Genomic DNA, 25330 nt, shown 5'->3' with positions numbered 1-25330 from the left:
GAAAGGCCGGCGGGTTGCGAAGACGGTCTCATCTGGCGTCGGGCACCCATTCCGTCGTGATCAACGGGATCTGCGGGGCCGCATCGCGCGGCAGGGTCCCCTTGATCCGGGGATCGTCGGTGATTTCGAATCCGGCGGCATAGGGTTCGAACCCGCAAGCCCGGTAGAAGCCGATGACGCTGTGATGATCGATGCTGCTGGTGTGCAGCCAGATGCGGCCGGGACCGAGGCGCCATGCCTGGTCGAGCGCGCCGGCCATGAGCCGCTTGCCGAGGCCTCGCCCGGTCAAGGCGGGGAACAGGCCTAAATAGGTGATCTCGATCTCGTTGCCGTCCGCCACGCGGAATTCGACCATGCCGACGTGGTCGCCGCTTTCATCATGGCCGTAGTAGAGATGCTGGCGCGGGTCGGCGAAATGCGAGGTGATCTCAGCCTCGGACATTTCGGCGGCGCGATCCCAGAGCCAGGGAGCTCCGATCTCGAGGAAGATCGTGCGGTAGGCGGCACTGTCGGGCTTGGTGATCCGGGTCATTGCCAGGGGTTGAGCGAGACCTGGCACTGGCGCGCGCGCTTCCATCCACGTCACGGCATTGACGATCTTGCCGGCCGGCACGCGCCGGTAACCGGAAGAGAGATCGGTGACTTCATCCGGCAATGGGCCTTCGGTGACCAGCATCTGTCCTCGATTTCTGCTATCCAGCCTCGCTGGCATACAGCAAGCTGATGCCAACTATGCGCCCGCATGCCAAGGGGTTCCCGCGTTGGGCCATAGTTTTGGCCCGACCTGTCTCTTTGCCTTTTGAGAAAATGGCATATGAGATATGATACACCATTCATGGGAAAGCTGAATATCATGCCTGAGCGAATTGCCGACGAAGCCATTTTGCATGCGGTTGATGACGGCTTCGCGCGGCAGGTCGCTTTCCTGGCGGAGCTTGTGCGCTTTCCCTCGCAGCGCGGCGAGGAGCACGCCGCACAATCCTTCATGGCCGCCGCTTATGAGGCCGACGGCTACGCGGTCGACATGTGGCGTGTCGATGTCGACGCGATCCGCGACCTGCCTGGGTTTTCACCGGTTGCGGTCTCCTATGACGATGCCTTCAATGTCGTCGCCACCCATACGCCGCGAAACGCCACCGGCCGCTCGCTGATCCTCAACGGCCATATCGACGTCGTGCCGACAGGACCGCTCGACCGCTGGGTGCGCGACCCCTACGATCCGGCGATCGAGGATGGCTGGATGCACGGGCGCGGCGCCGGCGACATGAAGGCCGGCCTGTCGGCCTGTCTCTATGCGCTCGCCGCTTTGCGCGGCCTCGGCTATCAGCCGGCCGCGAATGTTTACCTCCAGTCGGTGGTCGAGGAGGAGTGCACCGGCAATGGCGCGCTCGCCTGCCTGCAGCGCGGCTATCGCGCCGCCGCCGCCTTTATCCCCGAACCCCTGGAACCGCGACTGATGCGGGCGCAGGTCGGGCCGATCTGGTTCAGGGTCGAGGTCGACGGCGATCCGCAGCATGCCTCCGGCGCTTTCTCGGCCGGCGCCAATGCCATCGAAAAGGCGTTCGTCATCATCCAGGCGCTGAAGCAGCTCGAAATCGTCTGGAATGCGCGCAAGGTCGATGATCCGCATTTCTGCAATCACCCGCATCCGATCCGCTTCAACCTCGGCAAGATCGAAGGCGGCGAATGGACATCGAGCGTTCCGGCGCGCTGCGTCTTCGAGATGCGGGTCGCCACCTATCCCGGCCAGAAGCTCGAGGACGCCAGGGCCGAACTCGAAGCCTGCATCGCCGATGCGGCCCGCGCTGATCCGTTCCTGGCCAATCGCCCGCCCAAGATGAGCTACAATGGTTTCATGGCCGAGGGTTACGTGCTGGAGGGCGCCGACGAGATGGAAGCCGTGCTGCGGCGCAGCCATACCGCCGTGTGGGGCGAGCCGCTGACGGAACACGTCACCTCGGCGACGACGGATGCGCGCTTCTTCGGCCTCTATGCCGACACGCCGGCGATCGTCTATGGGCCGATCTGCCGCATGCCGCATGGCTATGACGAGGCCGTCGATCTCGATTCGGTGCGCAAGGTTACCCAGACCATTGCGTTGTTCATCGCCGACTGGTGCGGCCTCGAGCCGATCGATCCGGAGGCCGGATCATGAATGCGGCCGTGCCTGACGGTTTCGGCGAGACGCTTGCCGAGGACGCGCCAGATGTCTCGATCGCCGAGGCGCTTGCCATCTTGCGCCGGCACTATGGCCTTATCGGCACCGCGCGGCCGCTGCCTGGCGAACGCGACCACAATTTCCACATCCAGACCGAAGGCGAGGGCGAGTTCGTCCTCAAGGTTTCCCATCCGGCGGAAGACGCCGGCTTCACCGATTTCCAGAACAAGGCGCTCGATCATATCCTGGCGGTCGATCCGACCTTGCCGGTTCCCTTGGTGCGCAAGAACCTTGAAGGCGATGCGCAATGCACCGTCAGCATCAGTGGATCGGCGCCGCGCATCATCCGGCTGGTCACCTATCTCCCCGGCCAGTTACTGTCGCGCTCGCCGGCATCGGCCGCGCAGGATCGCAATCTCGGCATATTCCTCGCCCGGCTTGGCCGGGCGCTGCGCGGCTTCTTTCATCCGGCCGCCGGCAGCGACCTGCTCTGGGATATCAGAAAGGTCGCCAAGACACGGCCGATGATCGCGCATATCGCTGACGCTGGTCGGCGCGCCATTGTCGAGCGTGCGATCGACGCATTCGAGGAGCATGCCGCACCAGTAATCCCGAAACTTCGCGCCCAGATCGTCCACAACGACATGAACACCTACAATGTCGTGATGGACGCGTCGCAGCCGGAGGTGGTGAGCGGCATCCTCGATTTCGGTGACATGATCCATTCGCCGCTAATCTGCGATCTCGCCATCGGCGCCGTCTACCGCTGGCCGGCGGAGGGCCATCCACTGGCACCGGCCGCGCGCTTCGTTGCCGGCTATCAATCGGTGCAGCCGCTCGAGGTCGAAGAAATCGGCATTCTTTTCAATCTGATCCGCGCCCGCCTTGCGCTCATCGTGAACATCACAACTTGGCAGGGGGAGCGGTTCCCGGCCAAACGCGACTATGTCCTGCGCCACGCCGGGGAGGTCTGGACCTCGCTCGAACGGCTGGATGGGCTGTCACCCGCGGACGCCCGCCATTATTTCCTCGACCATTCCAATCCGGAGTAGATCCTCGTGTCCCAGTCCTCGCCAAACCCTGCAAATGTCGACGCGACGGCATCCGAGCGCGCGCTGCTCGAACGCCGCTCCAGGCTGCTCGGGCCGACCTACCGCGCCTTCTACCGCAACCCGATCCATCTGGTGCGCGGCAGCGGCGTCTGGCTCTACGACGCGCAGGGCCGCAAATTCCTCGATGCCTACAACAATGTCGCCTCGGTCGGGCACTGCCATCCGCGCGTCGTCGAGGCGCTGTCGGGTCAGGCCGCCACGCTCAACACGCACACGCGCTATCTCAGCGAGATCATTCTCGACTACGCGGAGAAATTGCTCGGCACCGTCCCGGCCCATCTCGGCCATGCGATGTTCACCTGCACCGGCAGCGAGGCCAACGATCTCGCCATTCGCATCGCCCAGCATTCGAGCGGCGGTACCGGCGTCATCATCACCGACTTTGCCTATCACGGCGCCACGATCGCGACGGCGCAGCTGTCGCCGGCGGCGGTCGGGGCAAAGGGCGTGCCGGCGCACCACCGGATCGTGAAAGCGCCCGACACGTTCCGCGACCATGGCCGTGCCGGGCATGATTTCGCCAGGAATGTCGCCGCCGCCATAGAGGATATGCGCGCGCAAGACATCCGCCCGGCGGCACTGCTGCTCGACTCGGCCTTTTCCAGCGACGGCATCTTCTTTCCCGACGCTTCCGTCATGCGCGAGGCGGCGGATCACGTCAGGAACGCCGGCGGCATCGTCATTGCCGACGAGGTCCAGTCCGGCTTCGGCCGCCTTGGCCAGGGCATGTGGGGCTTCGCCAACTATGGCCTTGAGCCCGACATGGTCACCATGGGTAAGCCGATTGGTGACGGGCATCCGATGGGTGCGGTGCTCGTGCGACCGCAACTCGTTTCGTCCTTCGGCTCCAACACCGGCTATTTCAACACTTTCGGCGGCAATCCGGTCGCGGCGGCTGTCGGCATCGCCGTGCTCGAGGTGATCGAAGGCGAGGGGCTGATCGAGAATGCACGCAATGTCGGTGCCTATACGGGCGAACTTTTGGACGCACTGCAGACCCGGCACGGCATGGTTGGCGACGTCAGGCAGAACGGCCTCTATTTCGGCGTTGAACTGACAGCCGATGGCGACGAGGCGCTGGCCGCCAGCAAGACGTCGGCGGTCGTCGAAGCCATGCGCGAGGATGGGGTGCTGATCTCGTCCTGCGGTCCACGCGGCAATGTGCTGAAGATCAGGCCGCCTCTGCCGTTCGCCAGGGACAATGCCGAGCAATTGGCCGAGACACTCGACCGCGCACTGTCGAACTGGTGATCGGAGCGGGCCGCGCATGCTGAAGCTCGAACATCAGACCCTCAATGACCGCGCCTATGGCGCGCTCAAGCAGGAATTGATTTCAGGCGGCTTCAGCCCGGGCCAGACCCTCGTTATCCGCAAGCTTGCCGAAACCTTCGGTATCTCGACCACACCGATCCGCGAGGCGCTGCAAAGGCTGGTGGCCGAACGGCTGCTCGAGATGCAGAACAACCGCTCTGTCATCGTGCCCTTGCTGTCGGCCCGCGCCTTCGAGGAACTGACCCAGATACGCATAGCCGTCGAAGGGCTGGCGGGTGAGATGGCAGCCACGCGGATCAGCGAAAGCGGATTGGCCGACATACAGGCGACGCTTGCCGGCATGCAGCGCGCCATCGAGGCCGGCGACAACAAGGCCTACCTCTCGCTGAACGAGGCGTTCCACTTCGCCATCTACCAGCATGCCGGCGCGCCGATACTGCTCAACATGATCCGCGATCTCTGGGGTCGCGTCGGGCCTTATCTGAAGCTGCTGATGCAGGCCGATCGCTACATTCCGCAGTCGAACGACGCACACCGCAGGACTGTTGCTGCATTGGAGCAAGGCAATGGCCCCGCTGTCCGGGTTTCCCTTGAACAGGACATCGCCGTGGCGGCCGCGGTTCTCTCCGAAAATCTTCGCACGACCGCCTGATCAGGCGGTTGCTTGGGGAGGCCTGCCCGTCTCGTCCAGCCGATCGCGCAGCATACTCCAGCCGAGCAGCATGTTGGGCGCGTGCCGCAGCAAGGCGTGTAACGGGATCGGCGCCGGCGGCGCGAACGGCAGCGGCAAGTCACGCGCCTCGGTCCCAGTGGCCCAGTCGGCCAGCACCTTGCCCATCGCCGTCGTCATGGCAATGCCGCGCCCGTTGCAGGCTCGACCGGCGATCAGGCCCGGCCCGAGGTCGAGGAGATGCGGCAGGAAATCCGGTTCGACAGCGGCCATTCCCGACCAGCTGTAAGCAAGTGGCGGCAGGGCAGGCAGGTCGAGATGATGGCCAAGCCGTCGCCAGATTGTTCGCGGCACGCGCGTGTCGGCGCCGGCGCTCAGAATGTGCATACCGCCAGTGATCAGCCGGTTGTCGGCATCGAAACGGAAGGTGAAGAGATTGCGCCTGGTATCGCCGACACCTTGCCCGCCAGGAAGCAACCGCCTGCGCACTTCGCGCGGCAGCGGCTCGGTCGCGACCTGGAAGACCTTCAGCGGAAAATAGGTTCGCCGCAGCAACGGATTGAGCGGCCCGCCATAAGCGTTGGTGGCGATCAGCACCTTCCCGGCGCGCGCCGAGCCCGATGGCGTTTTCAGCATCCAACCATCGGCCACGCGATCGACCGCGGTGACCGGTGTTTGCTCGAAGATCTTCGCCCCAGCCTTCTCCGCCGCATCGGCAAGACCGCGCGCATAGGCGACGGGATTGAGCACGCCACCCGAACGGTCCATCCAGCCACCGACATAGCCACGCGCGCCCGTGAGCGTTTCCACCTCCTGCTGGTCCAGCAGGACAGCCGGTCGGCCGCGCCGCGCCCATTGCTCGGTCCGTGCTTTTACCTTCTCGAAGGCCGCGGGCGAATGCGCCGGCTGGATCCATCCGTTCTGCACGGCGTCGCAATCGATACCGTGCCGACGGATCAGGCCGAAGACGAGGTCGGCGCTGCCGGCGGCGAAATCGACCAACCTCTCGCCACGCTCGGGGCCGAGACGTGCAAGGATGCTATCCGGGTCCATCTTGGCAAAGTTTGGCACGACGAAGCCGGCGTTCCGGCCTGTCGCGCCCCAGGCGATGATTTCGGCCTCGAGAACGGCAACGGAAAGTCCCTTCCTGGCGGCGTGCAGGGCGGTCGAAAGGCCGGAAAAGCCGCCGCCGACAATGGCGAGGTCGACATTGATCGCGTCGTGCAGCGCCGGCCGGTCGCGGCGATTGCGACTGACGGCATGCCAGAACGAAGCGCCATGCGCCTCCTGCTGGATCGCACTCATGAGTTCGAACTGCTGTTGGTCGCAGCCGCCTTCGCACGCTTGCCCAGGCGTAGCCGCCGTGGCCTGTCGCCGAACAATCCGTTCGGCCGGATCAGCAGGATGACGCAGAGCATGACGCCGATGGCGACGATCTGCAGCGAGGCCGCACGCGCCTGCTGCTCGGGCGCGAACAGCACGCTGGTCAGTGTGCCGGACCCGGCCCATATCCCCCACACCAGGATGCTGCCGATGACGGCGCCGAGATTGCTGCCCGAGCCGCCGACGATCAGCATGACCCAGACCTGGAAGGTAAGGATCGGCAAATAATTGTCGGGCGCGATGAAGCCGGTGAAATGCGCCTGCAGCGCGCCGGCCAGCGCCATGATGGCGCCGCCGACGGCAAAGGCCTGGACGCGGTAGAAGCGCGCGCTCTTGCCAAGCGAAATCGCCGCCCGCTCGTCCTCGCGCAGCGCCTTCAGCACGCGCCCCCAGGGGCTGCGCGACAGGTGCTCCAAGGCGAGATACGCGATGAGCGTGACCACGCAGACGACAGCGAGGTTGGACAGGTTGAACAGCAGCGGTGTTTCGGCAAGGCCGCCGAAGGGGCGCGGAATGAAGCCGATGCCGAACGGCCCGCCAGTCAGCTTCTGCGCATTCAGTGCCACCAGTTGCACGACGACGGAGACGCCGAACGTGGTGATCGCCAGATAATCGGACCTCAGCCGCAGCGTTGCCATCCCTGTCAGGGCGGCCGCAATGCCGCCGACGACCATTGCGCCCAGCCAGCCGACGAGGATCGGCAGGCCGAAGCCACCGAGCCGAGCCGCATCGTCCGGTGTGGTCAGCAAGGCGGAGGTGTAGGCGCCGATGGCGACGAAGCCGGCAAGGCCGACATTGAACAGCCCGGTCAGCCCCCACTGAAGATTGAGCCCCAGCGTGACCAGCGAGAAGATCAATGCGGTGGTCAGGAAAAAGGCGCCGTAGCCAACGAGATCCATCATCTTTCCCGAACTCCGAAAAGGCCGATCGGCCGCACGAACAGCACCGCCATCAGGATGATGAAGGAGACGGCGGCGCGCCATTCGGCGCCGATCAACTGCACCGCGCCGGCTTCGGCGAGCCCGATGATCAGGCCGCCGAGCACAGCGCCCGGAATGCTGCCGATGCCGCCAAGGATGGCGGCGGCGAACATCGGCAACAGCATGTCGAAGCCCATGAACGGGCGGATCTGCACCAGGATGCCGATCATCACGCCGGCGACGCATGCGAGCGCACCGCCGATCACCCAGGTGACGCGCACCACGCTGGCGACGTCGATGCCGACGATGCGGGCCAGCGCCGCGTTCTGGCTGAGCGCTTGCATGGAGCGGCCGGTCTGCGTTCGCGTCATCAACAGGTGCACGCCGAGCACCAGCACGGCCGTCAACAAAAGAAGCGCGATCTGGTCGGGGGTGATGCGGATGCCGAAGCCGACCGGCATGGCGATCTGGATTGCCCGGCTGAAATAGGTCGGACGCGAGGTGAAGGTGAATTCGAGCAGGCTGCGCAGCGCCATCGAGGCGCCGAAACTCGCCATCACCACGATGATGGCTTGCCCCTGCGAGCGCAGCCGCGAAAACAACACTCTGTCGAGCAGCAGCGCCAGCAAAGCGGTGAAGGCCATGCCGACGACCAGGGCAACCAGCAGCGGCCAGCCGAAGGACAGCGGCGCGATCGGCGCCACCTTGCCGAAGGTCGCGCCAATGGCGCTGACGACGGCCAAAGTCGCATAAGTGCCCCAGGCCATGAAGTCGCCATGTGCGAAGTTGGAGAAGCGCAGGATCGAATAGGTGAGCGTCACGCCGATGGCGCCAAGGCCGATCATCGAGCCGGTCAGCAATCCGTCGACGATGAATTGCAGGCTCATGCCGCGCCTCCCTTGCTGACGTGAGAGGGGCGCTGGCCGAGATAGAGTTCGGCAACGACCGGATCATTCCACAATTCGGAAGCAATGCCCTCGTGTCGATCCCTGCCTTCGACCAGCACATAGGCGCGGTCGCCGATGGCCAGTGCCGCCTTTGCATTCTGCTCGACCAGGAGAATGGTGACGCCGGATTTGCGGATGCCGGCCAGCATCTCGAACACCATCGAGACGAATTTCGGCGACAGGCCGGCCGACGGTTCGTCTAGCACCAGCACCTTGGGATGGACGATCAAGGCGCGTGCGACGGCAAGCATCTGCCGCTGCCCGCCCGACAGATTGCCCGCGGCGGTGCGGCGTTGGCGCACGAGGTCGGGGAAGGCGGCATACATCTCGTCGATACGCGCGGGGATTTCGCGGCGCTCGAGGATGCCGCAGGCGACCTTGAGATTGTCCTCGACCGACATCAGCGGGAAGATGTTCTCGGTCTGCGGCACGAAGGCGAGGCCAAGCCGCACCATGGTGTGGGCGGGCGCGGCGGTGATGTCCTTGCCGTCCAGGAACACCGTGCCGCCGGTGATCGGGACGAGGCCGGCGATCGCCTTGATGAAGCTCGACTTGCCGGCGCCATTGGGCCCTAGGACGACGACGATCTCGCTCTTTTTGACGGTGATCGAGGCGCCGCGCACGATCGGCACGCCCGGCTCGTAACCGGCTTCGAGATCGCGGACGTCGAGGACGGTTTCGCTCATGCCGTGCCTCCGAGATAGGCTTCGATGACGCGCGGGTCGCGCCCGACTTCTTCCGCCGTGCCTTCGCTGAGCAACTGCCCGCCCGCCATGACCAGGACGCGGTGGCAGAGCCGCGTGACCATGTCGATATTGTGCTCGATCAGCAGGAAGGTGATGCCGCGCCCATTGATGTCGCGGATGCGGTCAATGATGACTTCCAGAAGCGTTGCGTTGACGCCGGCCGCAGGCTCGTCGAGCAGGATGATCGCCGGATCGGCCATCATGACGCGGGCGAGTTCGAGCAGTTTGCGCTGGCCGCCGGAAAGCACGCGCGCCGGCTCATGCGCGAGGTGGGTGAGGGTGACGAGTTCCAGCAGCGCCAGCGCCTTTGCCCTGGCCGCCTTTTCCTGCGCTGCCACGCGCCAGGGCGTGACGAAATTGGCGAGCAGTTTTTCGCCGGCCTGGCCCTGCGCCGCCAGCATGATGTTCTCGATCAGCGTCAGATTGGGCAGCGGGCGGGGGATCTGGAAGGTGCGGCCAAGGCCGCGACCGATCCGCAGATGGGCGGCCTCGCCGGAGACGCGCGTGCCGTTGAGCAGGATGTCGCCGCTGGTCGGCAATATGCTGCCGGCGAGCAGATCGAACATCGTCGTCTTGCCGGCGCCGTTCGGTCCGATCAGGCCGAGGATTTCGCCCGCTTTGACATCAAACGAGACGTCGTTGACGGCGACAAGGCCGCCGAACCGCCTGACGACGTTTCTTGCCGTCAGAACCGGCGCACGGGTCTCCTTACCCTGCCGTTCGGCTGCCTCGCTCATCAAACCCTCTGGCCGAAGACGATCATGGTCGTCTCCTGATTTTTGATTTGTGATCACACTTGCTTTGATCACGCTATTCGGCTTTAATTTCATCCGCAAGCCGAAAACGGGCCAGACCGGGAATGCCATGCAAAAGGCTGCCATCGAGCGAAACAATGAAACGATCGCGGCCCAGCTCACGCCGGTCGGCCGCGAGACGGTGCAAGATCGCGTCTATTCCGAGCTCCGCCGGGCTCTGATCGGTGGCCTGTTCGAGCCGAACCAGGTGCTGACCATCCGTGGCCTCGCTGATGCCCTGGTGACCTCGACCATGCCGGTGCGCGAAGCGCTCGGACGGCTGATCACGGAAAAGGCGCTGGAGGCGCTGCCCAACCGTTCGGTGCGCGTGCCGCCGATCACGCTGGAACGCATCGACGATCTTCTGCGCGCTCGATCGCTCATCGAAGGCGAAGCGATCGCGCTTGCCGCCACGCGGATGAGCCAGCGCCAGATCGCTGCCATCGAAGCCATGCTCGGCGAATGGGACGAGATGCGGGCACTGAAGCACAAGAAGGATATCGACCGCGAAGCGACGCTCAACCAGAGCTTCCATTTCGAGATCTACCGTTGCTGCGGCTCGGCCGTGCTGATCCCGATGATCGAGAGCCTGTGGCTGCAGTCGGGGCCTTGCATACGCGTTGCCATCTACGCCTTTTCCGACGCTGGCGAAGTCGACACCGCGCACTATCACCGCCGCATCGTCGCGGCTCTCGCCAGCCAGGACGCGCAGGCGGCGCGCGAAGCACTTGTGGCCGATATCAGCCGGCCTTTCGCTTTCCTGCGCGACAAGCTTCAAGCCACGAAAGAGCTGATATGAACAAGCCAGCCATCAGGATCACCGAGCCGCGCTCGAAGCTTTCCGTGACGGCGCTTTTGCTGCCCGAAAAGGCGCCGGAAAACGCGGCGTTTCTCCAAGCGTATCTCACCGCCACGCGCGTCGTCCCGGGCATCCATGCCATGTGGACCGGGCCGGAGATTTCCTGCCCGGTTCCATCAGCGGATCTCGAAGGTCAGGCCTATGCCAGGCCGTTGCCGGCGGAGAACGCGACACTGACGCCGCAGCCCGGCGACATCGTGCTGTCCTACGTGCCGCCGCGCATGTGGGGCGGCAATCCCAATGCCATCTTCGACATAGGCCTGTTCTACGGCCAGGGCGCTCGGCTTCTGTTCCCGATCGGCTGGCTGGCCGGCAGCGTGGTGGCGCAAGTGCGCGCCGACGAGCGCGACCAGTTCGCCGCCGCATGCGGGGTGATCCGTCGCAACGGCGCCTGCGACATCACCTTCAGCCTGGTGGAGGCCTGACATGGCCGACGACAGCTTTGAGCTCTTCGATCTTCGCGTCGAGGCGGTCATTCCCGAGGGCAAGCCGATCTATTGCGGCGCCAGGTCAGGCGATTATTTCGAACTCAAGGGCGAGATGCTGTCGATGCCGGCGGGGCAGGCCTTCTCGATCTATTCGCTCGCCGCAGTGCTGCCGCTGCTGGCGGCAAAGCAGCGCCCGACAGACCGCAATGACTGGATGACCTCGGACGCCGAGATCGCCTGTCCCGATCCCAATTGCGCCAGCCGGCTGCGGATCGTCAGGACCGGCAAACGGCGATTCAGCCATGCGCAAACCACGGCGGTGCCGCTGCCGAAGGAGAATGACCAGGAATGATCGCCAAGACTTTCGAACTCGGCCCCGGCTACACGATCTCGCGCGTCATCCGCGGCGGCTGGCAACTCGCCGGTGGTCACGGCGCAATCGACCGCGGTCAGGCAGTTGCCGATCTGATCGCCACGTTCGATGCCGGGATCTGGACCTATGACTGTGCCGACATCTACACCGGCGTCGAGGAACTGATCGGCGCCGCGCGCCTGCGGCTGGCCAGCGAGCGTGGCCTCGATGTCGCCGCGAAAATGAAGGTGCACACCAAGCTGGTGCCCGACCTCGAACGACTGGCCGGCATCAGCCGCGACTACATCAGGGGCATCGTCGACCAGTCGCTGCGGCGGCTGAAGACCGAGCGTATCGACCTCGTGCAGTTCCATTGGTGGGACTACGAGCAGCCTCGCTATGTCGAGGCGATGGGCTGGCTCAATGAACTGCGGCTGGAAGGCAAGGTGCGCAATCTCGGCACCACCAATTTCGACACGCCGCGGCTTGCCGAAATCCTTGCCGCCGGCATCCCGCTGGTCAGCCAGCAGCTGCAATACTCGGTGCTCGACCAGCGGCCCGCCAACAGCCTTGCGGCACTCGCCAGGCAGAATGGCGTCAATTTCCTCTGCTATGGTTCGGTGGCTGGCGGCTTCCTCAGCGACAAATGGCTTGGCGTGGCCGAACCCGCCATGCCGCTCGAAAACCGCTCGCTGGTCAAATACAAGCTGATCATCGACGATTTCGGCGGCTGGGACCTGTTCCAGCAACTGCTTCGGGCGCTCAAGGCCGTCGGTGATCGACATGGCGTCGACATCGCCACCATCGCCAGCGCCTGGGTGCTGGAACAGCCCCGGGTCGCCGCCGTGATTGTCGGCGCCCGCAACCAAGCCTACGCACTGGCCAATGCGAAAATCATGGACATCGCACTCGACGCCGGTGACCGGGCGGAGATCGCGGCTGTGATCGCGCAAAGCCAAGGCCCCCTAGGTGACGTCTACACACTGGAGCGCGACCGCCATGGCCGCCACGGTTCGATCATGCACTACAATCTGAATGCGGGTCGCACATGAGCGCCGTCGACGCGACACTTTTTTCAAAGGCCAGCGCCGAGGTCATCGGCCTGCATCGCTTCTTCGTCGACTGGTTCGTCGCGGCGCGCGCCGACACGGTGGATTTTTCGCGCTTCGAGCGGGTCATGGCTCACGGTTTCAGCATGGTCGCACCGGACGGCCATGTGCTTGATCGCGCCGCCGTCATCGATCACGTCCGCTCCAGCCGCGCCACTTGCGACGACGGTTTTGCCATTTCGATCGAGGACATCCGGGCGGGCTGGCAGGACGAAGACACCATCGTGGTCCTGTACGTCGAGGCGCAGTTGCGTGGCGGCAAGAATAGCCGGCGCCAGTCGAGCGCTGTCTTTACCACCAGTTCATCGGCGCCCAACGGCGTCGAATGGCGACATCTGCATGAAACCTGGCTGCAGGTGCCGGAACGCTGAACAGGCTCCACAGATCAAATTAGAGTCGAGTAACGAAAGGGGAACAACAATGAGAAAGACGATACTCCAACTCACCACGGCACTTGCTCTCGTGACGATGGCGGGTGCCGCGCAGGCCGCCGACTGCAAGATCACCGTCGGCCTCGTCATGGAACTGACAGGTCCGGCAGGCGAATACGGCCAGGCCGGCGCCAAGTCCGTCGAAATGGCTTTTCGCGACATCAACGAAGCGGGCGGCGTGCGCGGCTGCGATCTGGCCACCGATACGCGTGACAGCCAGAGCCAGGGCAATATCGCCGTCGACGCGGCGACTCAGCTGGTGCAGGTCAAGAAGGTGCCGGTGATCATCGGCGGGATCATCTCTTCGGTCTCGATCCCGATCCTGACCTCGGTCACCGCGCCGGCCAAGATCGTCCAGGTGTCGCCGGCCTCGTCCTCGCCGACGCTGACGGCGCTCGGCCGTGACGGCAAGACCAACGGCATCTTCTTCCGCACCATCACGTCCGATGCGCTGCAGGGCGTCGCCGCCGCGAAATACGCCATCGACAAGGGTTTCAAGAAGCTGTCGATCATTCATGTCAACAACGACTTCGGCGTCAACATGGTGGCGGAATTCTCACGCGCCTATAAAGCGCTGGGCGGCACCATCGTCTCCGACACGCCCTACAACGAGAAGCAGTCGAGCTATGCCTCGGAAGTCACGGCCGCCATGGCCGGCGAACCGGACGGGCTCTATCTGGTCAGCACGCCGGTCGACGGCGCAACCGTTGCTCGCACCTGGATTTCGCAAGGCGGCGTGCAGAAATTCCTGCTCAATGACGGCATGAACAGCCCTGATTTCATCGAGTCCGTCGGCGCCGACTATCTCAAGGATGCCTATGGCACGTCGTCCGGTACCAGCCCGACGGCTTCCACCGATTACTTCATGAAGAACTACAAGGCGTTCTCCGGCATCGAGCCGTCCAACCCGGCGGCCGATCGCTCCTATGATGCCGGTGCCATCGTCGGACTGGCCATCGCCATTGCCGGCTCCGAGGATCCGGCCAAGATCAAGGACGCCATGTACAAGGCCGTCGATCCGGCCGGCACGCCGATCTTCGCCGGCAAGGACGAGTTCGCCAAGGCACTCGGCCTGATCAAGGACGGCAAGCCGATCCGCTATGAAGGCGTCATCGGTCCGGTCGCCTTCGACAAGTATGGCGACATCACTGGCCCCTTCCGGCTATGGAAGATCGTCGACGGCAAGGTGACCACGGACGGTGAAATGACCACCGACGACGTCAACGCGCTGCAGGCCAAGCTTCAATAGGCCAAGCTTCAGAGGTCAGGGCCGCCGGCATCTATCCCGCTTCACCGCGATCGATGCCGGCATCGGCTGGGGCAGGCCGATATCGCTTGCACGGCAGGCGATCCAGAATAGGATCGGCTGGCTGCAATTGAAGGGTGGCGAGCGTGTCGGACAGGAATAGTCATCGGGCCAACCCGTCGCCGGAAGCAGACGGTGCGCTTCGCCGCGCAGGCGCCTGAGCGCAATGTCACCTGAAACGCAACGACTTCTGTCCGCTCTCGGCGATCGGCTGGGCGCCGGCGGCGTTCTCGCCGGCTCCGATGTCGACCAGCGCTATCGCGACGATCCGGACGGCAAGCTGGGCGTGCTCCCCGAAGTGGTGCTGCGTCCGCGCGATACCGTCGGTGTCGCGGCAGCGCTTGCCGGATGCAACGCTGTCGGCCAGCCGGTCGTGGTCCAGGGCGGACGCACCGGGCTGGCCGGCGGTGCGCGCGTCCAGCCGGGCGAGATCGTGCTGTCGCTGGAGCGCATGAGCGGTCTCACCGTGCCGGACAGTCAAGCCAGCAGCATCATCGCCCAGGCCGGCGCGACACTGCAGGCCGTGCAGGAAGCCGCGGACGGCGCCGGGCTGATGTTCGGCGTCGACATCGGTGCCCGCGGCTCGGCAACGGTCGGCGGCAACATCTCCACCAATGCCGGCGGCATCCGTGTGCTGCGCTACGGCATGTACCGGGCGCAGGTGCTGGGGCTGGAGGCCGTGCTTGCAGATGGCAGTGTGCTTACTTCGCTGAAAGGCCTGCCCAAGGACAATTCCGGCTACGACCTCGGCCAACTCTTCATCGGCGCGGAAGGGACGCTCGGCGTCGTCACGCGCGCCGCGCTGAGGCTGCATCCAAAACCGGCATCGGAGGTGAACGCATTCTGCGCGCTGCCTTCGCTGGACGCGGCGATCGCCTTGCTCGGGCTGCTGCGGCAAAAGCTCGGCCCGCTCCTGTCCGCCTATGAGGTCAACTTCGCGCCGCTCTATGACGTCATGGCTGCCAGCATGGCCATGCCGGCACCGTTGCCGGCGGGCTCGCCCGTCTACGTGCTGGCCGAGATCCAGGGCAGCGAGCCCGAACGCGACGGCGAGCGCTTCGCCGAGGTTCTGATGCAGGCGGTCGAGGACGGCGTGGTCGACGATGTCGTCGTCTCGCAGTCGCCGCGCGAGTTCCGGGCGCTGTGGGACGTACGCGAGGACGCCAACCGCGTCCTGTTTTCGATCAAAGGCCTGATCGGTGTCGACATCAGCATCCCGCTGGCGCGCATGGGAGCGTTCCTGCAGGAAACGGACGCCGCCATCCATGCCATCGACCATGCCGCCGCTATCTATGTCTTCGGCCATCTCGGCGACGGCAATCTGCACTACCAGGTGCTGACGGTGGATCCGGCGGCGGCCTACGACATCGTCTATCGCGGCGTGGCGGCGGCGGGAGGCGGCGTTTCGGCCGAGCATGGCATCGGCCTCGACAAGAAAAAGTGGCTTCATCTGGTGCGCAGCGACGCCGAGATCAACGCGATGCGGCGACTGAAGACTGCACTCGACCCGAAGAACATTCTGAACCGCGGGCGGGTCTTCGATCTCAACCAGCCGTGACTTGGCCGATGACGCTGGCCGTCAACTCAGCTCCGTTCCGTCGCCATCTGCCTGGGGATGAGAAAACGGGCAGCGAGCACGCAAAGCAGCACGGTGAACATCAGGATCAGCGCTACCAGCGCGTTGATGTCGGGCGAGAAACCAAGCCGCATCATCGCCCACAACCGGACCGGCAGCGTGCTCTGCGTGCCGGTGACCAGGATGGTGATCATCGTCTCGTCGAAAGACAGGGCGAAAGCCAGGATGGCGCCGCCGACCATGGCGCTCGACAGATTGGGCAGGATGATGCGCCAGAAGGTCTGCCGGCCCGTCGCGCCGAGATCGTAGGATGCTTCGACCAGCGTACGGCTCATCGACTGAAGCCGCATCAACACGGTGCGGTAGACGATCGCCAGCACGAAGACGGTATGGCCGATGACCACCGTCAGCAGCGAGCGCTCAAGCCCGATTTCGCGGAAGAAGATCAGCAGCGCCAGGCCGCTGATGATCGGCGGCATCAGGAACGGCAGGAAGATGATGAACTGCAGGATCGACCGTCCGGAACGGCGACCGTGATAATAGAGCGCCAGCAGCGTTCCGCTCACCACCGACAGGATGACGGTACAGACGCCGACGATCAGCGTCGTGCGCAAGGCGGTCAGGATATCGTGGTTTTCGGCGAGCGCCACATAGGTCGAAAGGGTCGGCGACGACCAGTCGACATTGCCATGTGAAACCGTGAAGAACGACGACACGATCGGCACGAACAGTGGGCTGTAGAGCAGCACCGCGACCAGCGTCGTGATGGCGGCCAGGAAGATGGTGGAAGGCCGGGGCAGGGCGCTCATATCGACGTACCCCGATTGCGCCCGAACCGTTCGCCGATGAGGATGGCGCAGATCACGACGATCGCCAGCGCCACCGAGAGCGCGGCTCCAAACGGCCAGTTATAGGCCGTGCCGAACTGACTGTAGAGGATGCGGCCGAAGGTGAAACCGCTGATGCCGCCGACCATTTGCGGTGTCAGGAAGTCGCCGATCGCCAGCACGAAGACGAAGCTTGCCGCCGAGGCGACACCGGGCAGGCTGAGCGGCAGGGTGATGCGCAGGAACGTCTGCAAGCCGCTGGCGCCAAGATCGTCGGAAGCGCGCAGCAAGGTCTGCGGGATCCGCTCCAGCGACAGGAAGATCGGCAGGATCGCGAAGGGGATCAAAAGCAGGCTCAGCGTCAGCAGGATGGCGTTCATGTTGAACACGAAAAGCGTCGACGGCTCTTGCAGGATGCCGAGCGCCACCAGCGCCTTGTTGAGGAAGCCGTTGAGGCCAAGGATGCTGCGGATCGCATAGATCTTGATGACGTAGCTCATCAGCAGCGGCACCAGAAGCAGCATCAGCAAGGCATAGCGCCAGCGCCCCTTCAGCGTCGTCAGGAAATAGGCGGTGGGATAGGCAAGCAGGATGCAGATGACTGCTACCGAGACACACAGCACGATGGTGTTCCAGAACACCGGCAGGAAGATCGGGTCTGTGAAGAACCTGATATAATTGCCGAGCGTCGGCGCGTAGACGATCGTGCCTTGGTCGACGCTGAAGAAACTGTAGACCAGGAAGATCGCCAGCGGCACCAGGACGAAGATCACCGGCAAGGCGAAGGCCAGCACCGTCACCAGCAGAGGCAATCGCCGATCCCTGGGCAGCATGGAGCCGGCCTTGCTCATGCCAGCACCAGATGGCCTTCATGCGGCGCAAAGCAAAGCGAGACCGTCTCGCCGGATTTCAGCGCGCTGCCGTCGATCCGGCTCGGCATGCGCAGCCGCAGGCGTTGCGCGGCAGTGTCCGCACCCGCCATGATCGTGGCGACGGTGGACGAGCCGGCAAAGGCCAGGTCGGCGATGGTGCCGGACAAGCGGTTGCCACTGTCCGTCGCATCCGCAAGACGCAAGGCCTCGGGACGGAATGCGGCGAAGGCGCTGGCGCCATCGGGTGCGGCCTTCAGATGCGGCTGGTCGCTGATCGAACAGAGCAGGCGCCCAAGGGCCGTCTCGATCTGTCGCTGCTCGCCCTGGATTGGGCCGAGCTTTCCGGCCACCAGATTGTTCTCGCCGAAGAAGCGCGCCACGAATTCGCAATTCGGCTTGTAGTAGAGGTCGTGCGGCGTCCCGAGCTGGCGGATATGGCCGGCCTGCATGACGCAGATCCGGTCGGCCATGCCGATCGCTTCTTCCTGGTCATGGGTGACGAACAGGAAGGTGGTCTTGATCTCGCGCTGGATGGATTTAAGGAACTCCTGCATCTGCCGGCGCAATTCGAGGTCGAGTGCGGCCAGAGGCTCGTCGAGCAGGATCAGGCGCGGCTGGCAGATCAGCGCGCGGGCGAGCGCGACGCGCTGGCGCTGGCCGCCGGAAAGCTGTGCCGGGAAGCGGTCGGCAAAGCGCCCGAGTTGCACCAGTTCCAGCGCTTCCGCGACACGGCGCGCGATCTCCTGGCGCTTGATATGGCGCACCGAAAGCCCATAGCCGACATTGCCGGAAACGGTCATGTGCGGGAACAGCGCATAGTCCTGGAACACGGTGTTGAACGGCCGCTTGTTGATCGGCATGCGGCTGATGTCCTGGCCGTCGAGGCTGATCTCGCCTGACGTCAGCGGCTCAAGTCCGCCGATCAGCCGCAGCACCGTGGTCTTGCCCGAGCCCGACGGCCCAAGCACGGTCAGGAACTCACCGTCCCGGATAGACAGGTCGATGTCATGCAGCACGGGAACCGTGCCGTAGGACTTCGAGACGGACCGCAGCGTCAGCAGGTCGGCGTTCTGATTCATAAACTACTCTCGCATACGCTGCGGCGGTCCGAACGTCCGGACCGCCGGGTTCTTCGAAGCCGGGTCGGCGGAAAGATCAGGGCGTCGCCTTGACCTCGTTCCACAGGTCGGAGCGCTTGAGCGGATCCTCGACATTGTTGAGCCAGACCAGCTTGTCATTGCCGCCGGCGCTGCTCGACTCGACCACGGTGTTGCCGAAACCGGTGCGCTCGGAGAGCTCGCCGCCGATCTTCTTCGTCAGCATGAAGTCGATCCATTTCTCAGCCGCCGCATTGTCGCGGACGCCCTTGGAGATCACCCAGTTGTCGAGCCAGGCCAGCGCGCCTTCGCTCGGATTGATGTAGGCGACATGGGCGCCGATCTTCTGAAGCGCCTTGACCTGCTGCTGGCCGTAATTGGCCCAGATCAGGGCAACATCATTGTTCTGGTAGATCTGCTGCGCCTCGTCGGCGGTGGTGTAGAAGCTCAGCACGTTGCGCTTCAGTTCGACCAGCTTGGCCTTGACCGCCGCCATCTGCTCGGCGTCGAGGTTGAACGGGTCTTTGTAGCCGAGCGTCAGAGCGGTGAACGAGAAATTGTGCTCGCCATTGTCGTAGGCCAGGATCTTCCCCTTGTAGGCCGGATCCCAGAGCACCGACATCGAGGTCGGTGCAGGCTTCACCTTGTCGGTGTCGTAGATCAGCCCGATGGAATCGAAGCAGAACGGAATGCCGTAGACCTTGCCGTCCTTGGTGTCGCCGCTGACCTGGGACAGATCGCGGAAGCGCGGCAGCACCTCCTTCTGGTTGGGCAGCTTGGAGATGTCGATCGGCGACACGAGATCGGCCTTGATGTAGCGTTGCAACTGGGCGGTGTTGACGGCGAAGACATCGAAATCCTGGCCCTCGCTGCCCTTGATCTTGGCCCAGATCTCGTCGTCGCTGCCAATGAAGACGACATCGACGCCGATTCCGGTTGCCGCGGTGAAGTCCTTCACCCAGTCCGGGTCGGCATAGCCGTCCCAGGCCAGCACGCGCAGGTTCGCGGCCAAGGCCGCCGAGGTCATCAGGCCGATGCCGAGCCCGATTGTCGCTAGTCGTAGAAACGCTTTCTTCAGTCCCATTTTTAATCTCCCATTGTCGTTCTGGTGGACCGTAATTTCCGGGCTTGCGCCGTCACAGCGGGGTGACGGTGACCAGCCCCTCGTCCGGCACCGACACTATCCGGTTGCGCAGCGCCTTGCCGAATGTCTGTGCCTGGATTTCATACTCGTCGCCGGAGGCCGTCTTGACGCCGGAGGCGTAGCTCATCACCGCCGCGCCGAAGAAATAGGCATGCAGGTCGCCGGCCCTGCGATGCATCGGGTAGCGGAAATGAAAATGTTCGAGATTGGCGATCGAGTGCGACATGTGCGCCTCGCCCGACAGGAATTCCTGCTCCCAGATGACGGTGCCGTCGCGCAGGATGCGGGAATAGCCGCGCACTTCGTTCGGCAGATCGCCGATCAGCAGTTCGGGGCCGATCGAGCAGGAGCGAAGCTTGGAATGCGCGAGGTAGAGGTAGTTCTCGCCCTCCGTCACGTGGTCGGAATACTCGTTTCCGAGCGCGTAGCCGATGCGATAGGGATGGCCGTCCGGACCATTCAGATAGAGCCCGACGATCTCGGCTTCCTCGGCCCCGGCTTTCGCGAATGCCGGCATCGGCAGGTCCGCGCCAGGCGGCACGACGCAAGTGCCGACGCCCTTGAAGAACCATTCGGGCTGGATGCCGATCTTGCCGGCGCCAGGCTTGCCGCCCTCCAGGCCCATGCGGAAGATCTTCAGGGAATCGGATTCCTCGGCACCTTCGCCATGGGTCAGAACATGCATCTGGTTGCGCGCGGCGGCACTTCCGGTATGGGTCAGGCCGGTGCCGGTGACCAGGAAGCGCGCCGGCTCGGGATGGTCGACCGGGGCGAGCACGCGGCCATCGCGCAACAGCTCGTCATAGTCTACCGTAGCCGTGCCCGTCCGCTTTTCGGCCAGTGCCGCGATGGACGTGCCCTCGGCGATCGCCGCTTGGGCGAGTTCCAGCACGCTGCCGGTTTTTTCCAGCGGATGCAGGTGATTGCCGTCATCGGAGACGCGGCCGACCCGCCTGTCGCCATCAAGTGTCGTGTACTGAACGAGACGCATCAAAAAACCTTCTTCCCTTGAAGCCGTACGGGTCACACCCAGCCCGCATCGACGATGAACTGTTGGCTCGTGCACATGCGGCTGTCGTCGGCGGCGAGGAACAGCGCCATGCGCGCGATATCAGCGGGCTGCAGCCGGTCGGGCAGGCACTGCCTTTCCTCGATCTGGCGTTCGCCGGCCGGGTTCAGCCACAACCGCATCTGGCGTTCGGTCATCACCCAGCCCGGCACCATGCAGTTGACGCGGATGCGCTCGGGGCCGAGTTCGCGGGCCAGCGCCCGCGTCATGCCGTAGACGGCGGCCTTCGCGGTGACGTAGGCCGGGCAATCGGGATCGCCGACCATCCAGGTGATGGAGCCGAAATTGATGATCGACCCGCCGCCTTGGGCGCTCATCTGCGGGCGCACCGCCTGCGCGGCAAAAAACTGGTGGCGCAGATTGACCGCCATGCGGTCGTCCCAGTAGGCGACCGTCACGTCCTTGGTCTGATGGCGGTCGTCATTGCCGGCATTGTTGCAGAGCACCTGGATCGGGCCGTTGCGCTGCGATGCCTGCGCGGTCGCGGTCTGCAACTGCTCGACATCGCGCAGGTCGCAGGGAATGAACAGCGGCGCGTCATGTCCCTCCGCCGCGATCGCATCGACGAGCCGCCGGGACGGTTCCTCGGCCATGTCGACGAAGGCAACGCGGCTGCCTTGCGCGCAGAAATGGCGCACCAGGCTTTCGCCGATGCCGCTGCCGCCTCCGGTGATGAACACGCTGCGGCCCTTGAGGCTTGGATAGGTCGCATAGCTGCCGATAGGATCCGTCATCTCGCGCCTCTAGTGGGAATGCCGGGGAATGCCGGCATCGCGCCGGCCGACGAGGAAGTCGAAATCGCAACCCTTGTCGGCCTGCAGCACGCGCTCGACATAGAGGCTCTGGTAGCCGCCTTCGGGCCGCGCCGGCGGCTTCCAGTCGCGGCGGCGGATCGCCAGTTCCTCGTCCGATACCAGCAGTTCCAGGCGGCGACCGGCGACGTCGAGTTCGATGAGATCGCCGTCGCGCACCAGCGCCAGCGCGCCGCCTGCCGCGGCCTCCGGCGCCACATGCAGCACCACCGTGCCATAGGCGGTGCCGCTCATGCGCGCGTCCGAAATGCGCACCATGTCGGAGACGCCTAGCTTGAGCAGTTTGGCTGGCAGCGGCATGTTGCCGACCTCGGCCATCCCTGGATAGCCGCGCGGTCCGCAGTTCTTCAGCACCATCACCGAGGAGGCATCGATCTCCAGTTCCGGATCGTCGATGCGCGCGTAGTAATGCTCGATGTTTTCGAAGACGACGGCCTTGCCGCGATGTTGCATCAGTTCGGGCGTCGCCGCCGACGGCTTGATGACCGCCCCGTTGGGCGCCAGATTGCCGCGCAGGATCGAGATGCCGCCTTGCTCGGTCAGCGGCTCGCTCAGCGGCCGGATCACCTCGCGGTTGTAGTTGGGCGCCCCGTCGATCAATTCGCCGATCGTCTTGTCGCTGACGGTCATGACGTCGCGATGGAGAAGCCCCACTTCATCAAGCGACGCCATGACCGCAGCCAGCCCCCCGGCATAGTAGAAATCTTCCATCAGGAACCGGCCCGACGGCATCAGGTCGACGATGGTCGGAACGTCGCGGCCGAGACGGTCCCAGTCCTCGAGGCTGAGATCGACGCCGACCCGGTTGGCGATGGCGATCAGGTGCAGCACCGCATTGGTCGAGCCGCCGATCGCGCCATTGACGCGGATGGCGTTCTCGAACGCTTGCCTGGTGAGGATTTGCGCGATCGTCACGTCGCGGCGCACCAGATCGACGATCTGGCGTCCGGCCAGCTGGGCGAGCACGCCTCGGCGCGAATCCACTGCCGGGATCGCGGCATTGTCCGGCATGCCGATGCCGAGGGCTTCCACCATGCTGGCCATGGTCGAGGCAGTGCCCATCGTCATGCAACTGCCGGCCGAACGGCTCTGGCCCTGTTCGGCGGCGAGGAAGTCGGCGACCGGCATGCGACCGGCCTTCACTTCCTCGGCGAATTTCCAGACATGGGTGCCCGAGCCGATATCCTGTCCGCGGAACTTGCCGTTGAGCATCGGCCCGCCGGACACGGTGATGGTCGGCAGGTTGCACGAGGCGGCCCCCATCAACAACGCCGGCGTGGTCTTGTCGCAGCCGACCAGCAGGATGACACCGTCGACCGGATTGCCACGGATGGATTCCTCGACATCCATGCTGACCAGGTTGCGGAACAGCATGGCGGTTGGCCGCATGTTGCTCTCACCTAGCGACATCACCGGAAATTCCAGCGGCAGACCGCCTGCCTCGTAGACACCGCGCTTGACGTGATCGGCGAGCGCCCGCAGATGCGCGTTGCACGGCGTCAATTCCGACCAGGTGTTGCAGATGCCGATCACCGGGCGGCCGTCGAAAGCGTCGGCCGGTATGCCCTGGTTCTTCATCCAGCTGCGGTGCATGAAGGCGTTCTTGCCTTCACCGCCGAACCAGGCTTCGGACCGCAGTTTGCGTTTGGTCTCGGTCACGATTTCTGTTCCCGATCCTGGCGGCGTCTGTTGCGGTTCTCGACGCTGCGGCGCACATCGTCCTCGGCATTGTCGATGAGCACCAGCAGTGCTTTTTGCGCACCGAGAGCGTCACCGGTGGCGATCTTCTCGGCCACCTCGCGATGCAGCGGCAAGGAGTGGCGCTGCCCTTCCGGATTGTCGTTGGAGAGGCGAAAGCTCATCACCAGCGCGGTTTCGACCAGTGCCGCCAGCGAGCCGATCAGCTCGTTGCCGGTCATGCGCAAAATGGTCTGGTGGAACAAAAGATCGGGCTTGGCGAAGCGGTCGCCATCATCGACGACAGCTTCCATTTCAGCCAGCGCTGCGTGAATCTCGGCGATCTGCTCACGCGTGGCCCGCTGGGCGGCGAGTGCCGCCGACATCGGCTCGATGGCGCGGCGCAATTCGAACAGTGCGCGGACATCGTCGGCACTGACGCCGCCGGCGTAGCGCCACGACAGCACGTCTGGATCGAGGAAATTCCAATCGGAGCGCGGGCGCACGCGTGTCCCGGTCTTTGGCCGCGATTCGACCAGCCCCTTGCCGGCCAGCACCTTGATCGCTTCGCGCAGCACCGTGCGGCTGACCCCCAGCATCTCACTGGAATCGTCGGCGTTGGGCAGCGCCTCGCCAGGCAGGAAGTCACCTTGCACGATGCGCAGGCCGATCTGCTCGACGACGGTTGCGTGCAGCGCGGTGGAGCCGCTGGACACCGCGACGGCAACCCTTGAAGTGCGCGCCGTGCTGAAAGATTTCTTATTCTTCATACTATTCATATGATATGTCTTATCGCTATGGTGATCGGAGTCAAGGGATGGGGACGTGCCGATGACAAAGAATTCCACAGCCGTTGCAGAACGACACACGGAGCTGGTCTCGATCGGCGACGGCATTGCGACGGTCGACATTGCTCCGGCGGCCGGCGGCGCGTTGGCGTCGTATCGGTGGTGGCACGATGGCTCTGCCGTGGACTGGCTGCGCCCGGCGGATGCAGCGGCGGTCAGCTGCCGCGATGCCGGCGCCATGGCCTGCTTTCCGCTCGTCCCCTATTCCAACCGCATAAGGGAGGGCCGTTTCGAATTCGCCGGTCGGACCATCCAGCTTCCCACGACCGCCGACGATCCTCATCATGAGCACGGCCATGGCTGGCGTCATCCGTGGACGATTGTCACACACGAAGCCAGCACGGTCGTCCTGCGCTATCGCCACGCGGCCGATTCCTGGCCATGGAGCTATGAGGCCGAGCAAGAGATTTCCCTGGCTGACGGCATACTTTGCATGACCATGATGGTGCGCAACCTGTCGGACGCACCGATGCCGGTCGGCTTTGGCCTCCATCCCTATTTTCCGTCGACGCCGTGGACGCATGTCCAGGCGCCGGTGTCCGGCATGTGGGAGACGGATACGGAGGTTCTGCCCACGCGCCACGTCCTGCCGCCGGCAGGGGCCGATCCATCGATCGGCTTTGACGTGTCCGAGGTTGACTTCGACACGGTCTTCACCGGATGGGCGCGCCGCGCCCGGATTTCCTGGCCGGAGCAGGGGCGGCAGCTGGATATCGAGGCCGAGGCGCCGCTCGATTTCCTCGTCATCTACACGCCGCCGGGCGAGCCGTTCTTTTGCGCCGAGCCGGTCAGCAACATCACCGATGCCTTCAACCGCATGCGCGACGGCATCGACACCGGCTGTATCATGCTGGCGCCCGGGCAGATGCGATCCGCCAGCGTTCGCTTCACGCCGTCGCTGGCAGTTTGACCGTCACGGTC

The 25330-nt window shown here is 64.5% G+C and carries 26 protein-coding genes; 12 read left to right on the top strand and 14 right to left on the bottom strand.

Features of this window, described 5'->3' with window-relative positions; all coding sequences use genetic code 11:
* Window positions 1-28: 28 nt before the first annotated feature.
* A complete protein-coding gene (locus EB233_RS26025; protein WP_064987940.1) occupies window positions 29-676 on the bottom strand; it encodes a GNAT family N-acetyltransferase in 648 nt (215 codons plus the stop codon).
* Between the two features lie 177 nt (window positions 677-853).
* Between EB233_RS26025 and EB233_RS26020 the strand changes: the two genes are divergently transcribed.
* From EB233_RS26020 to EB233_RS26005, 4 genes are read left to right on the top strand one after another with little or no spacing between them, the layout of a single operon-like run.
* Window positions 854-2155: an ArgE/DapE family deacylase gene (locus EB233_RS26020; protein WP_064988752.1), complete on the top strand. Its 1302-nt coding sequence runs from the start codon at window positions 854-856 to the stop codon at window positions 2153-2155.
* Window positions 2152-3210 (top strand): phosphotransferase, encoded by a 1059-nt coding sequence (locus tag EB233_RS26015; protein WP_064987941.1) that lies wholly within the window; start codon window positions 2152-2154, stop codon window positions 3208-3210. The genes EB233_RS26020 and EB233_RS26015 overlap by 4 nt, the downstream gene beginning before the upstream one ends.
* A 6-nt stretch (window positions 3211-3216) precedes the next feature.
* Window positions 3217-4521: an aspartate aminotransferase family protein gene (locus tag EB233_RS26010; RefSeq protein WP_064987942.1), complete on the top strand. Its 1305-nt coding sequence runs from the start codon at window positions 3217-3219 to the stop codon at window positions 4519-4521.
* 16 nt (window positions 4522-4537) lie between these two features.
* Window positions 4538-5194, top strand: a complete 657-nt coding sequence (locus tag EB233_RS26005) for a GntR family transcriptional regulator (protein ID WP_064987943.1) — start codon at window positions 4538-4540, stop codon at window positions 5192-5194.
* Here the strand turns inward: EB233_RS26005 and EB233_RS26000 are convergent, their stop codons facing one another.
* From EB233_RS26000 to EB233_RS25980, 5 genes are read right to left on the bottom strand one after another with little or no spacing between them, the layout of a single operon-like run.
* On the bottom strand, window positions 5195-6517 hold the full coding sequence (locus EB233_RS26000; protein ID WP_064987944.1) for an NAD(P)/FAD-dependent oxidoreductase: 1323 nt from the start codon (window positions 6515-6517) through the stop codon (window positions 5195-5197). It abuts the gene before it with no gap.
* Window positions 6514-7497 carry a branched-chain amino acid ABC transporter permease gene (locus EB233_RS25995; protein ID WP_064987945.1) on the bottom strand — a complete coding sequence of 328 codons (984 nt, stop codon included), beginning with the start codon at window positions 7495-7497 and terminating at the stop codon, window positions 6514-6516. Before EB233_RS25995 ends, EB233_RS26000 begins: the two co-directional genes overlap by 4 nt.
* Window positions 7494-8402 carry a branched-chain amino acid ABC transporter permease gene (locus EB233_RS25990; protein ID WP_027055912.1) on the bottom strand — a complete coding sequence of 303 codons (909 nt, stop codon included), beginning with the start codon at window positions 8400-8402 and terminating at the stop codon, window positions 7494-7496. The genes EB233_RS25995 and EB233_RS25990 overlap by 4 nt, the downstream gene beginning before the upstream one ends.
* Window positions 8399-9148 (bottom strand): branched-chain amino acid ABC transporter ATP-binding protein, encoded by a 750-nt coding sequence (locus EB233_RS25985; protein WP_064987946.1) that lies wholly within the window; start codon window positions 9146-9148, stop codon window positions 8399-8401. The genes EB233_RS25990 and EB233_RS25985 overlap by 4 nt, the downstream gene beginning before the upstream one ends.
* Window positions 9145-9945 (bottom strand): ABC transporter ATP-binding protein, encoded by an 801-nt coding sequence (locus EB233_RS25980; protein WP_064987947.1) that lies wholly within the window; start codon window positions 9943-9945, stop codon window positions 9145-9147. The genes EB233_RS25985 and EB233_RS25980 overlap by 4 nt, the downstream gene beginning before the upstream one ends.
* A gap of 127 nt (window positions 9946-10072) precedes the next feature.
* Between EB233_RS25980 and EB233_RS25975 the strand changes: the two genes are divergently transcribed.
* From EB233_RS25975 to EB233_RS25945, 7 genes are all read left to right on the top strand, one after another.
* Window positions 10073-10801 (top strand): GntR family transcriptional regulator, encoded by a 729-nt coding sequence (locus EB233_RS25975; protein ID WP_081293972.1) that lies wholly within the window; start codon window positions 10073-10075, stop codon window positions 10799-10801.
* Window positions 10798-11286, top strand: a complete 489-nt coding sequence (locus EB233_RS25970; protein WP_064987949.1) for a DUF3830 family protein — start codon at window positions 10798-10800, stop codon at window positions 11284-11286. Before EB233_RS25975 ends, EB233_RS25970 begins: the two co-directional genes overlap by 4 nt.
* Window position 11287: 1 nt before the next feature.
* Complete coding sequence (locus EB233_RS25965; RefSeq protein ID WP_027055907.1) at window positions 11288-11641, top strand: TIGR04076 family protein; 354 nt, start codon at window positions 11288-11290, stop codon at window positions 11639-11641.
* Complete coding sequence (locus EB233_RS25960) at window positions 11638-12693, top strand: aldo/keto reductase (protein ID WP_064987950.1); 1056 nt, start codon at window positions 11638-11640, stop codon at window positions 12691-12693. The genes EB233_RS25965 and EB233_RS25960 overlap by 4 nt, the downstream gene beginning before the upstream one ends.
* Window positions 12690-13121: a DUF4440 domain-containing protein gene (locus tag EB233_RS25955; RefSeq protein ID WP_064987951.1), complete on the top strand. Its 432-nt coding sequence runs from the start codon at window positions 12690-12692 to the stop codon at window positions 13119-13121. Before EB233_RS25960 ends, EB233_RS25955 begins: the two co-directional genes overlap by 4 nt.
* Before the next feature lie 49 nt (window positions 13122-13170).
* Window positions 13171-14430, top strand: a complete 1260-nt coding sequence (locus EB233_RS25950) for an ABC transporter substrate-binding protein (protein ID WP_064987952.1) — start codon at window positions 13171-13173, stop codon at window positions 14428-14430.
* A 223-nt stretch (window positions 14431-14653) separates the two neighbouring features.
* Window positions 14654-16045 (top strand): FAD-binding oxidoreductase, encoded by a 1392-nt coding sequence (locus EB233_RS25945; RefSeq protein ID WP_064987953.1) that lies wholly within the window; start codon window positions 14654-14656, stop codon window positions 16043-16045.
* Between the two features lie 26 nt (window positions 16046-16071).
* Here EB233_RS25945 and EB233_RS25940 read toward each other — a convergent pair whose 3' ends face one another.
* From EB233_RS25940 to EB233_RS25905, 8 genes are all read right to left on the bottom strand, one after another.
* Window positions 16072-16872, bottom strand: coding sequence for an ABC transporter permease (locus EB233_RS25940; protein ID WP_064987954.1), 801 nt, complete (start codon window positions 16870-16872; stop codon window positions 16072-16074).
* A complete protein-coding gene (locus EB233_RS25935) occupies window positions 16869-17741 on the bottom strand; it encodes an ABC transporter permease (RefSeq protein ID WP_064987955.1) in 873 nt (290 codons plus the stop codon). The genes EB233_RS25940 and EB233_RS25935 overlap by 4 nt, the downstream gene beginning before the upstream one ends.
* Window positions 17738-18841: an ABC transporter ATP-binding protein gene (locus EB233_RS25930; RefSeq protein WP_064987956.1), complete on the bottom strand. Its 1104-nt coding sequence runs from the start codon at window positions 18839-18841 to the stop codon at window positions 17738-17740. The genes EB233_RS25935 and EB233_RS25930 overlap by 4 nt, the downstream gene beginning before the upstream one ends.
* Before the next feature lie 76 nt (window positions 18842-18917).
* The gene (locus tag EB233_RS25925) at window positions 18918-19943 is read right to left on the bottom strand and encodes an ABC transporter substrate-binding protein (protein WP_064987957.1); all 1026 of its coding nucleotides are present in this window, start codon (window positions 19941-19943) and stop codon (window positions 18918-18920) included.
* Between the two features lie 52 nt (window positions 19944-19995).
* A complete protein-coding gene (gene araD1, locus EB233_RS25920) occupies window positions 19996-20994 on the bottom strand; it encodes an AraD1 family protein (protein WP_064987958.1) in 999 nt (332 codons plus the stop codon).
* Window positions 20995-21026: 32 nt separating this feature from the next.
* On the bottom strand, window positions 21027-21806 hold the full coding sequence (locus tag EB233_RS25915; RefSeq protein WP_064987959.1) for an SDR family NAD(P)-dependent oxidoreductase: 780 nt from the start codon (window positions 21804-21806) through the stop codon (window positions 21027-21029).
* A 9-nt stretch (window positions 21807-21815) separates the two neighbouring features.
* Entirely contained in the window at window positions 21816-23543 is a 1728-nt protein-coding gene (locus EB233_RS25910; protein ID WP_064987960.1) for an IlvD/Edd family dehydratase, read from the bottom strand.
* Entirely contained in the window at window positions 23540-24331 is a 792-nt protein-coding gene (locus EB233_RS25905) for a FadR/GntR family transcriptional regulator (RefSeq protein WP_064987961.1), read from the bottom strand. Before EB233_RS25905 ends, EB233_RS25910 begins: the two co-directional genes overlap by 4 nt.
* Window positions 24332-24392: 61 nt before the next feature.
* On the opposite strand from EB233_RS25905, the gene EB233_RS25900 reads away from it, so the two are divergent.
* Window positions 24393-25319, top strand: coding sequence for an aldose 1-epimerase (locus EB233_RS25900; RefSeq protein ID WP_064987962.1), 927 nt, complete (start codon window positions 24393-24395; stop codon window positions 25317-25319).
* Window positions 25320-25330 lie beyond the last annotated feature (11 nt).

It is taken from the genome of Mesorhizobium erdmanii, from assembly GCF_013170725.1.
GTDB classification, from domain to species: domain Bacteria; phylum Pseudomonadota; class Alphaproteobacteria; order Rhizobiales; family Rhizobiaceae; genus Mesorhizobium; species Mesorhizobium erdmanii.
Note: the sequence above shows the minus strand (reverse complement) of the source record. Positions and strands in the feature narration are given on the sequence as shown.

Coding starts and splice junctions, on each gene's coding strand:
- EB233_RS25915 (WP_064987959.1), bottom strand. CDS start 21,806: ATGACGGATCCTATCGGCAGCTATGCGACCTATCCAAGCCTCAAGGGC.
- EB233_RS25940 (WP_064987954.1), bottom strand. CDS start 16,872: ATGAGCGCCCTGCCCCGGCCTTCCACCATCTTCCTGGCCGCCATCACG.
- EB233_RS25960 (WP_064987950.1), top strand. CDS start 11,638: ATGATCGCCAAGACTTTCGAACTCGGCCCCGGCTACACGATCTCGCGC.
- EB233_RS25950 (WP_064987952.1), top strand. CDS start 13,171: ATGAGAAAGACGATACTCCAACTCACCACGGCACTTGCTCTCGTGACG.
- EB233_RS25965 (WP_027055907.1), top strand. CDS start 11,288: ATGGCCGACGACAGCTTTGAGCTCTTCGATCTTCGCGTCGAGGCGGTC.
- EB233_RS26000 (WP_064987944.1), bottom strand. CDS start 6,517: ATGAGTGCGATCCAGCAGGAGGCGCATGGCGCTTCGTTCTGGCATGCC.
- EB233_RS26025 (WP_064987940.1), bottom strand. CDS start 676: ATGCTGGTCACCGAAGGCCCATTGCCGGATGAAGTCACCGATCTCTCT.
- EB233_RS26020 (WP_064988752.1), top strand. CDS start 854: ATGCCTGAGCGAATTGCCGACGAAGCCATTTTGCATGCGGTTGATGAC.
- EB233_RS25975 (WP_081293972.1), top strand. CDS start 10,073: ATGCAAAAGGCTGCCATCGAGCGAAACAATGAAACGATCGCGGCCCAG.
- EB233_RS25930 (WP_064987956.1), bottom strand. CDS start 18,841: ATGAATCAGAACGCCGACCTGCTGACGCTGCGGTCCGTCTCGAAGTCC.
- EB233_RS25970 (WP_064987949.1), top strand. CDS start 10,798: ATGAACAAGCCAGCCATCAGGATCACCGAGCCGCGCTCGAAGCTTTCC.
- EB233_RS25995 (WP_064987945.1), bottom strand. CDS start 7,497: ATGATGGATCTCGTTGGCTACGGCGCCTTTTTCCTGACCACCGCATTG.
- EB233_RS25955 (WP_064987951.1), top strand. CDS start 12,690: ATGAGCGCCGTCGACGCGACACTTTTTTCAAAGGCCAGCGCCGAGGTC.
- EB233_RS25980 (WP_064987947.1), bottom strand. CDS start 9,945: ATGAGCGAGGCAGCCGAACGGCAGGGTAAGGAGACCCGTGCGCCGGTT.
- EB233_RS25900 (WP_064987962.1), top strand. CDS start 24,393: ATGACAAAGAATTCCACAGCCGTTGCAGAACGACACACGGAGCTGGTC.
- araD1 (WP_064987958.1), bottom strand. CDS start 20,994: ATGCGTCTCGTTCAGTACACGACACTTGATGGCGACAGGCGGGTCGGC.
- EB233_RS25985 (WP_064987946.1), bottom strand. CDS start 9,148: ATGAGCGAAACCGTCCTCGACGTCCGCGATCTCGAAGCCGGTTACGAG.
- EB233_RS25990 (WP_027055912.1), bottom strand. CDS start 8,402: ATGAGCCTGCAATTCATCGTCGACGGATTGCTGACCGGCTCGATGATC.
- EB233_RS25945 (WP_064987953.1), top strand. CDS start 14,654: ATGTCACCTGAAACGCAACGACTTCTGTCCGCTCTCGGCGATCGGCTG.
- EB233_RS25925 (WP_064987957.1), bottom strand. CDS start 19,943: ATGGGACTGAAGAAAGCGTTTCTACGACTAGCGACAATCGGGCTCGGC.
- EB233_RS26015 (WP_064987941.1), top strand. CDS start 2,152: ATGAATGCGGCCGTGCCTGACGGTTTCGGCGAGACGCTTGCCGAGGAC.
- EB233_RS25905 (WP_064987961.1), bottom strand. CDS start 24,331: ATGAAGAATAAGAAATCTTTCAGCACGGCGCGCACTTCAAGGGTTGCC.
- EB233_RS25935 (WP_064987955.1), bottom strand. CDS start 17,741: ATGAGCAAGGCCGGCTCCATGCTGCCCAGGGATCGGCGATTGCCTCTG.
- EB233_RS26005 (WP_064987943.1), top strand. CDS start 4,538: ATGCTGAAGCTCGAACATCAGACCCTCAATGACCGCGCCTATGGCGCG.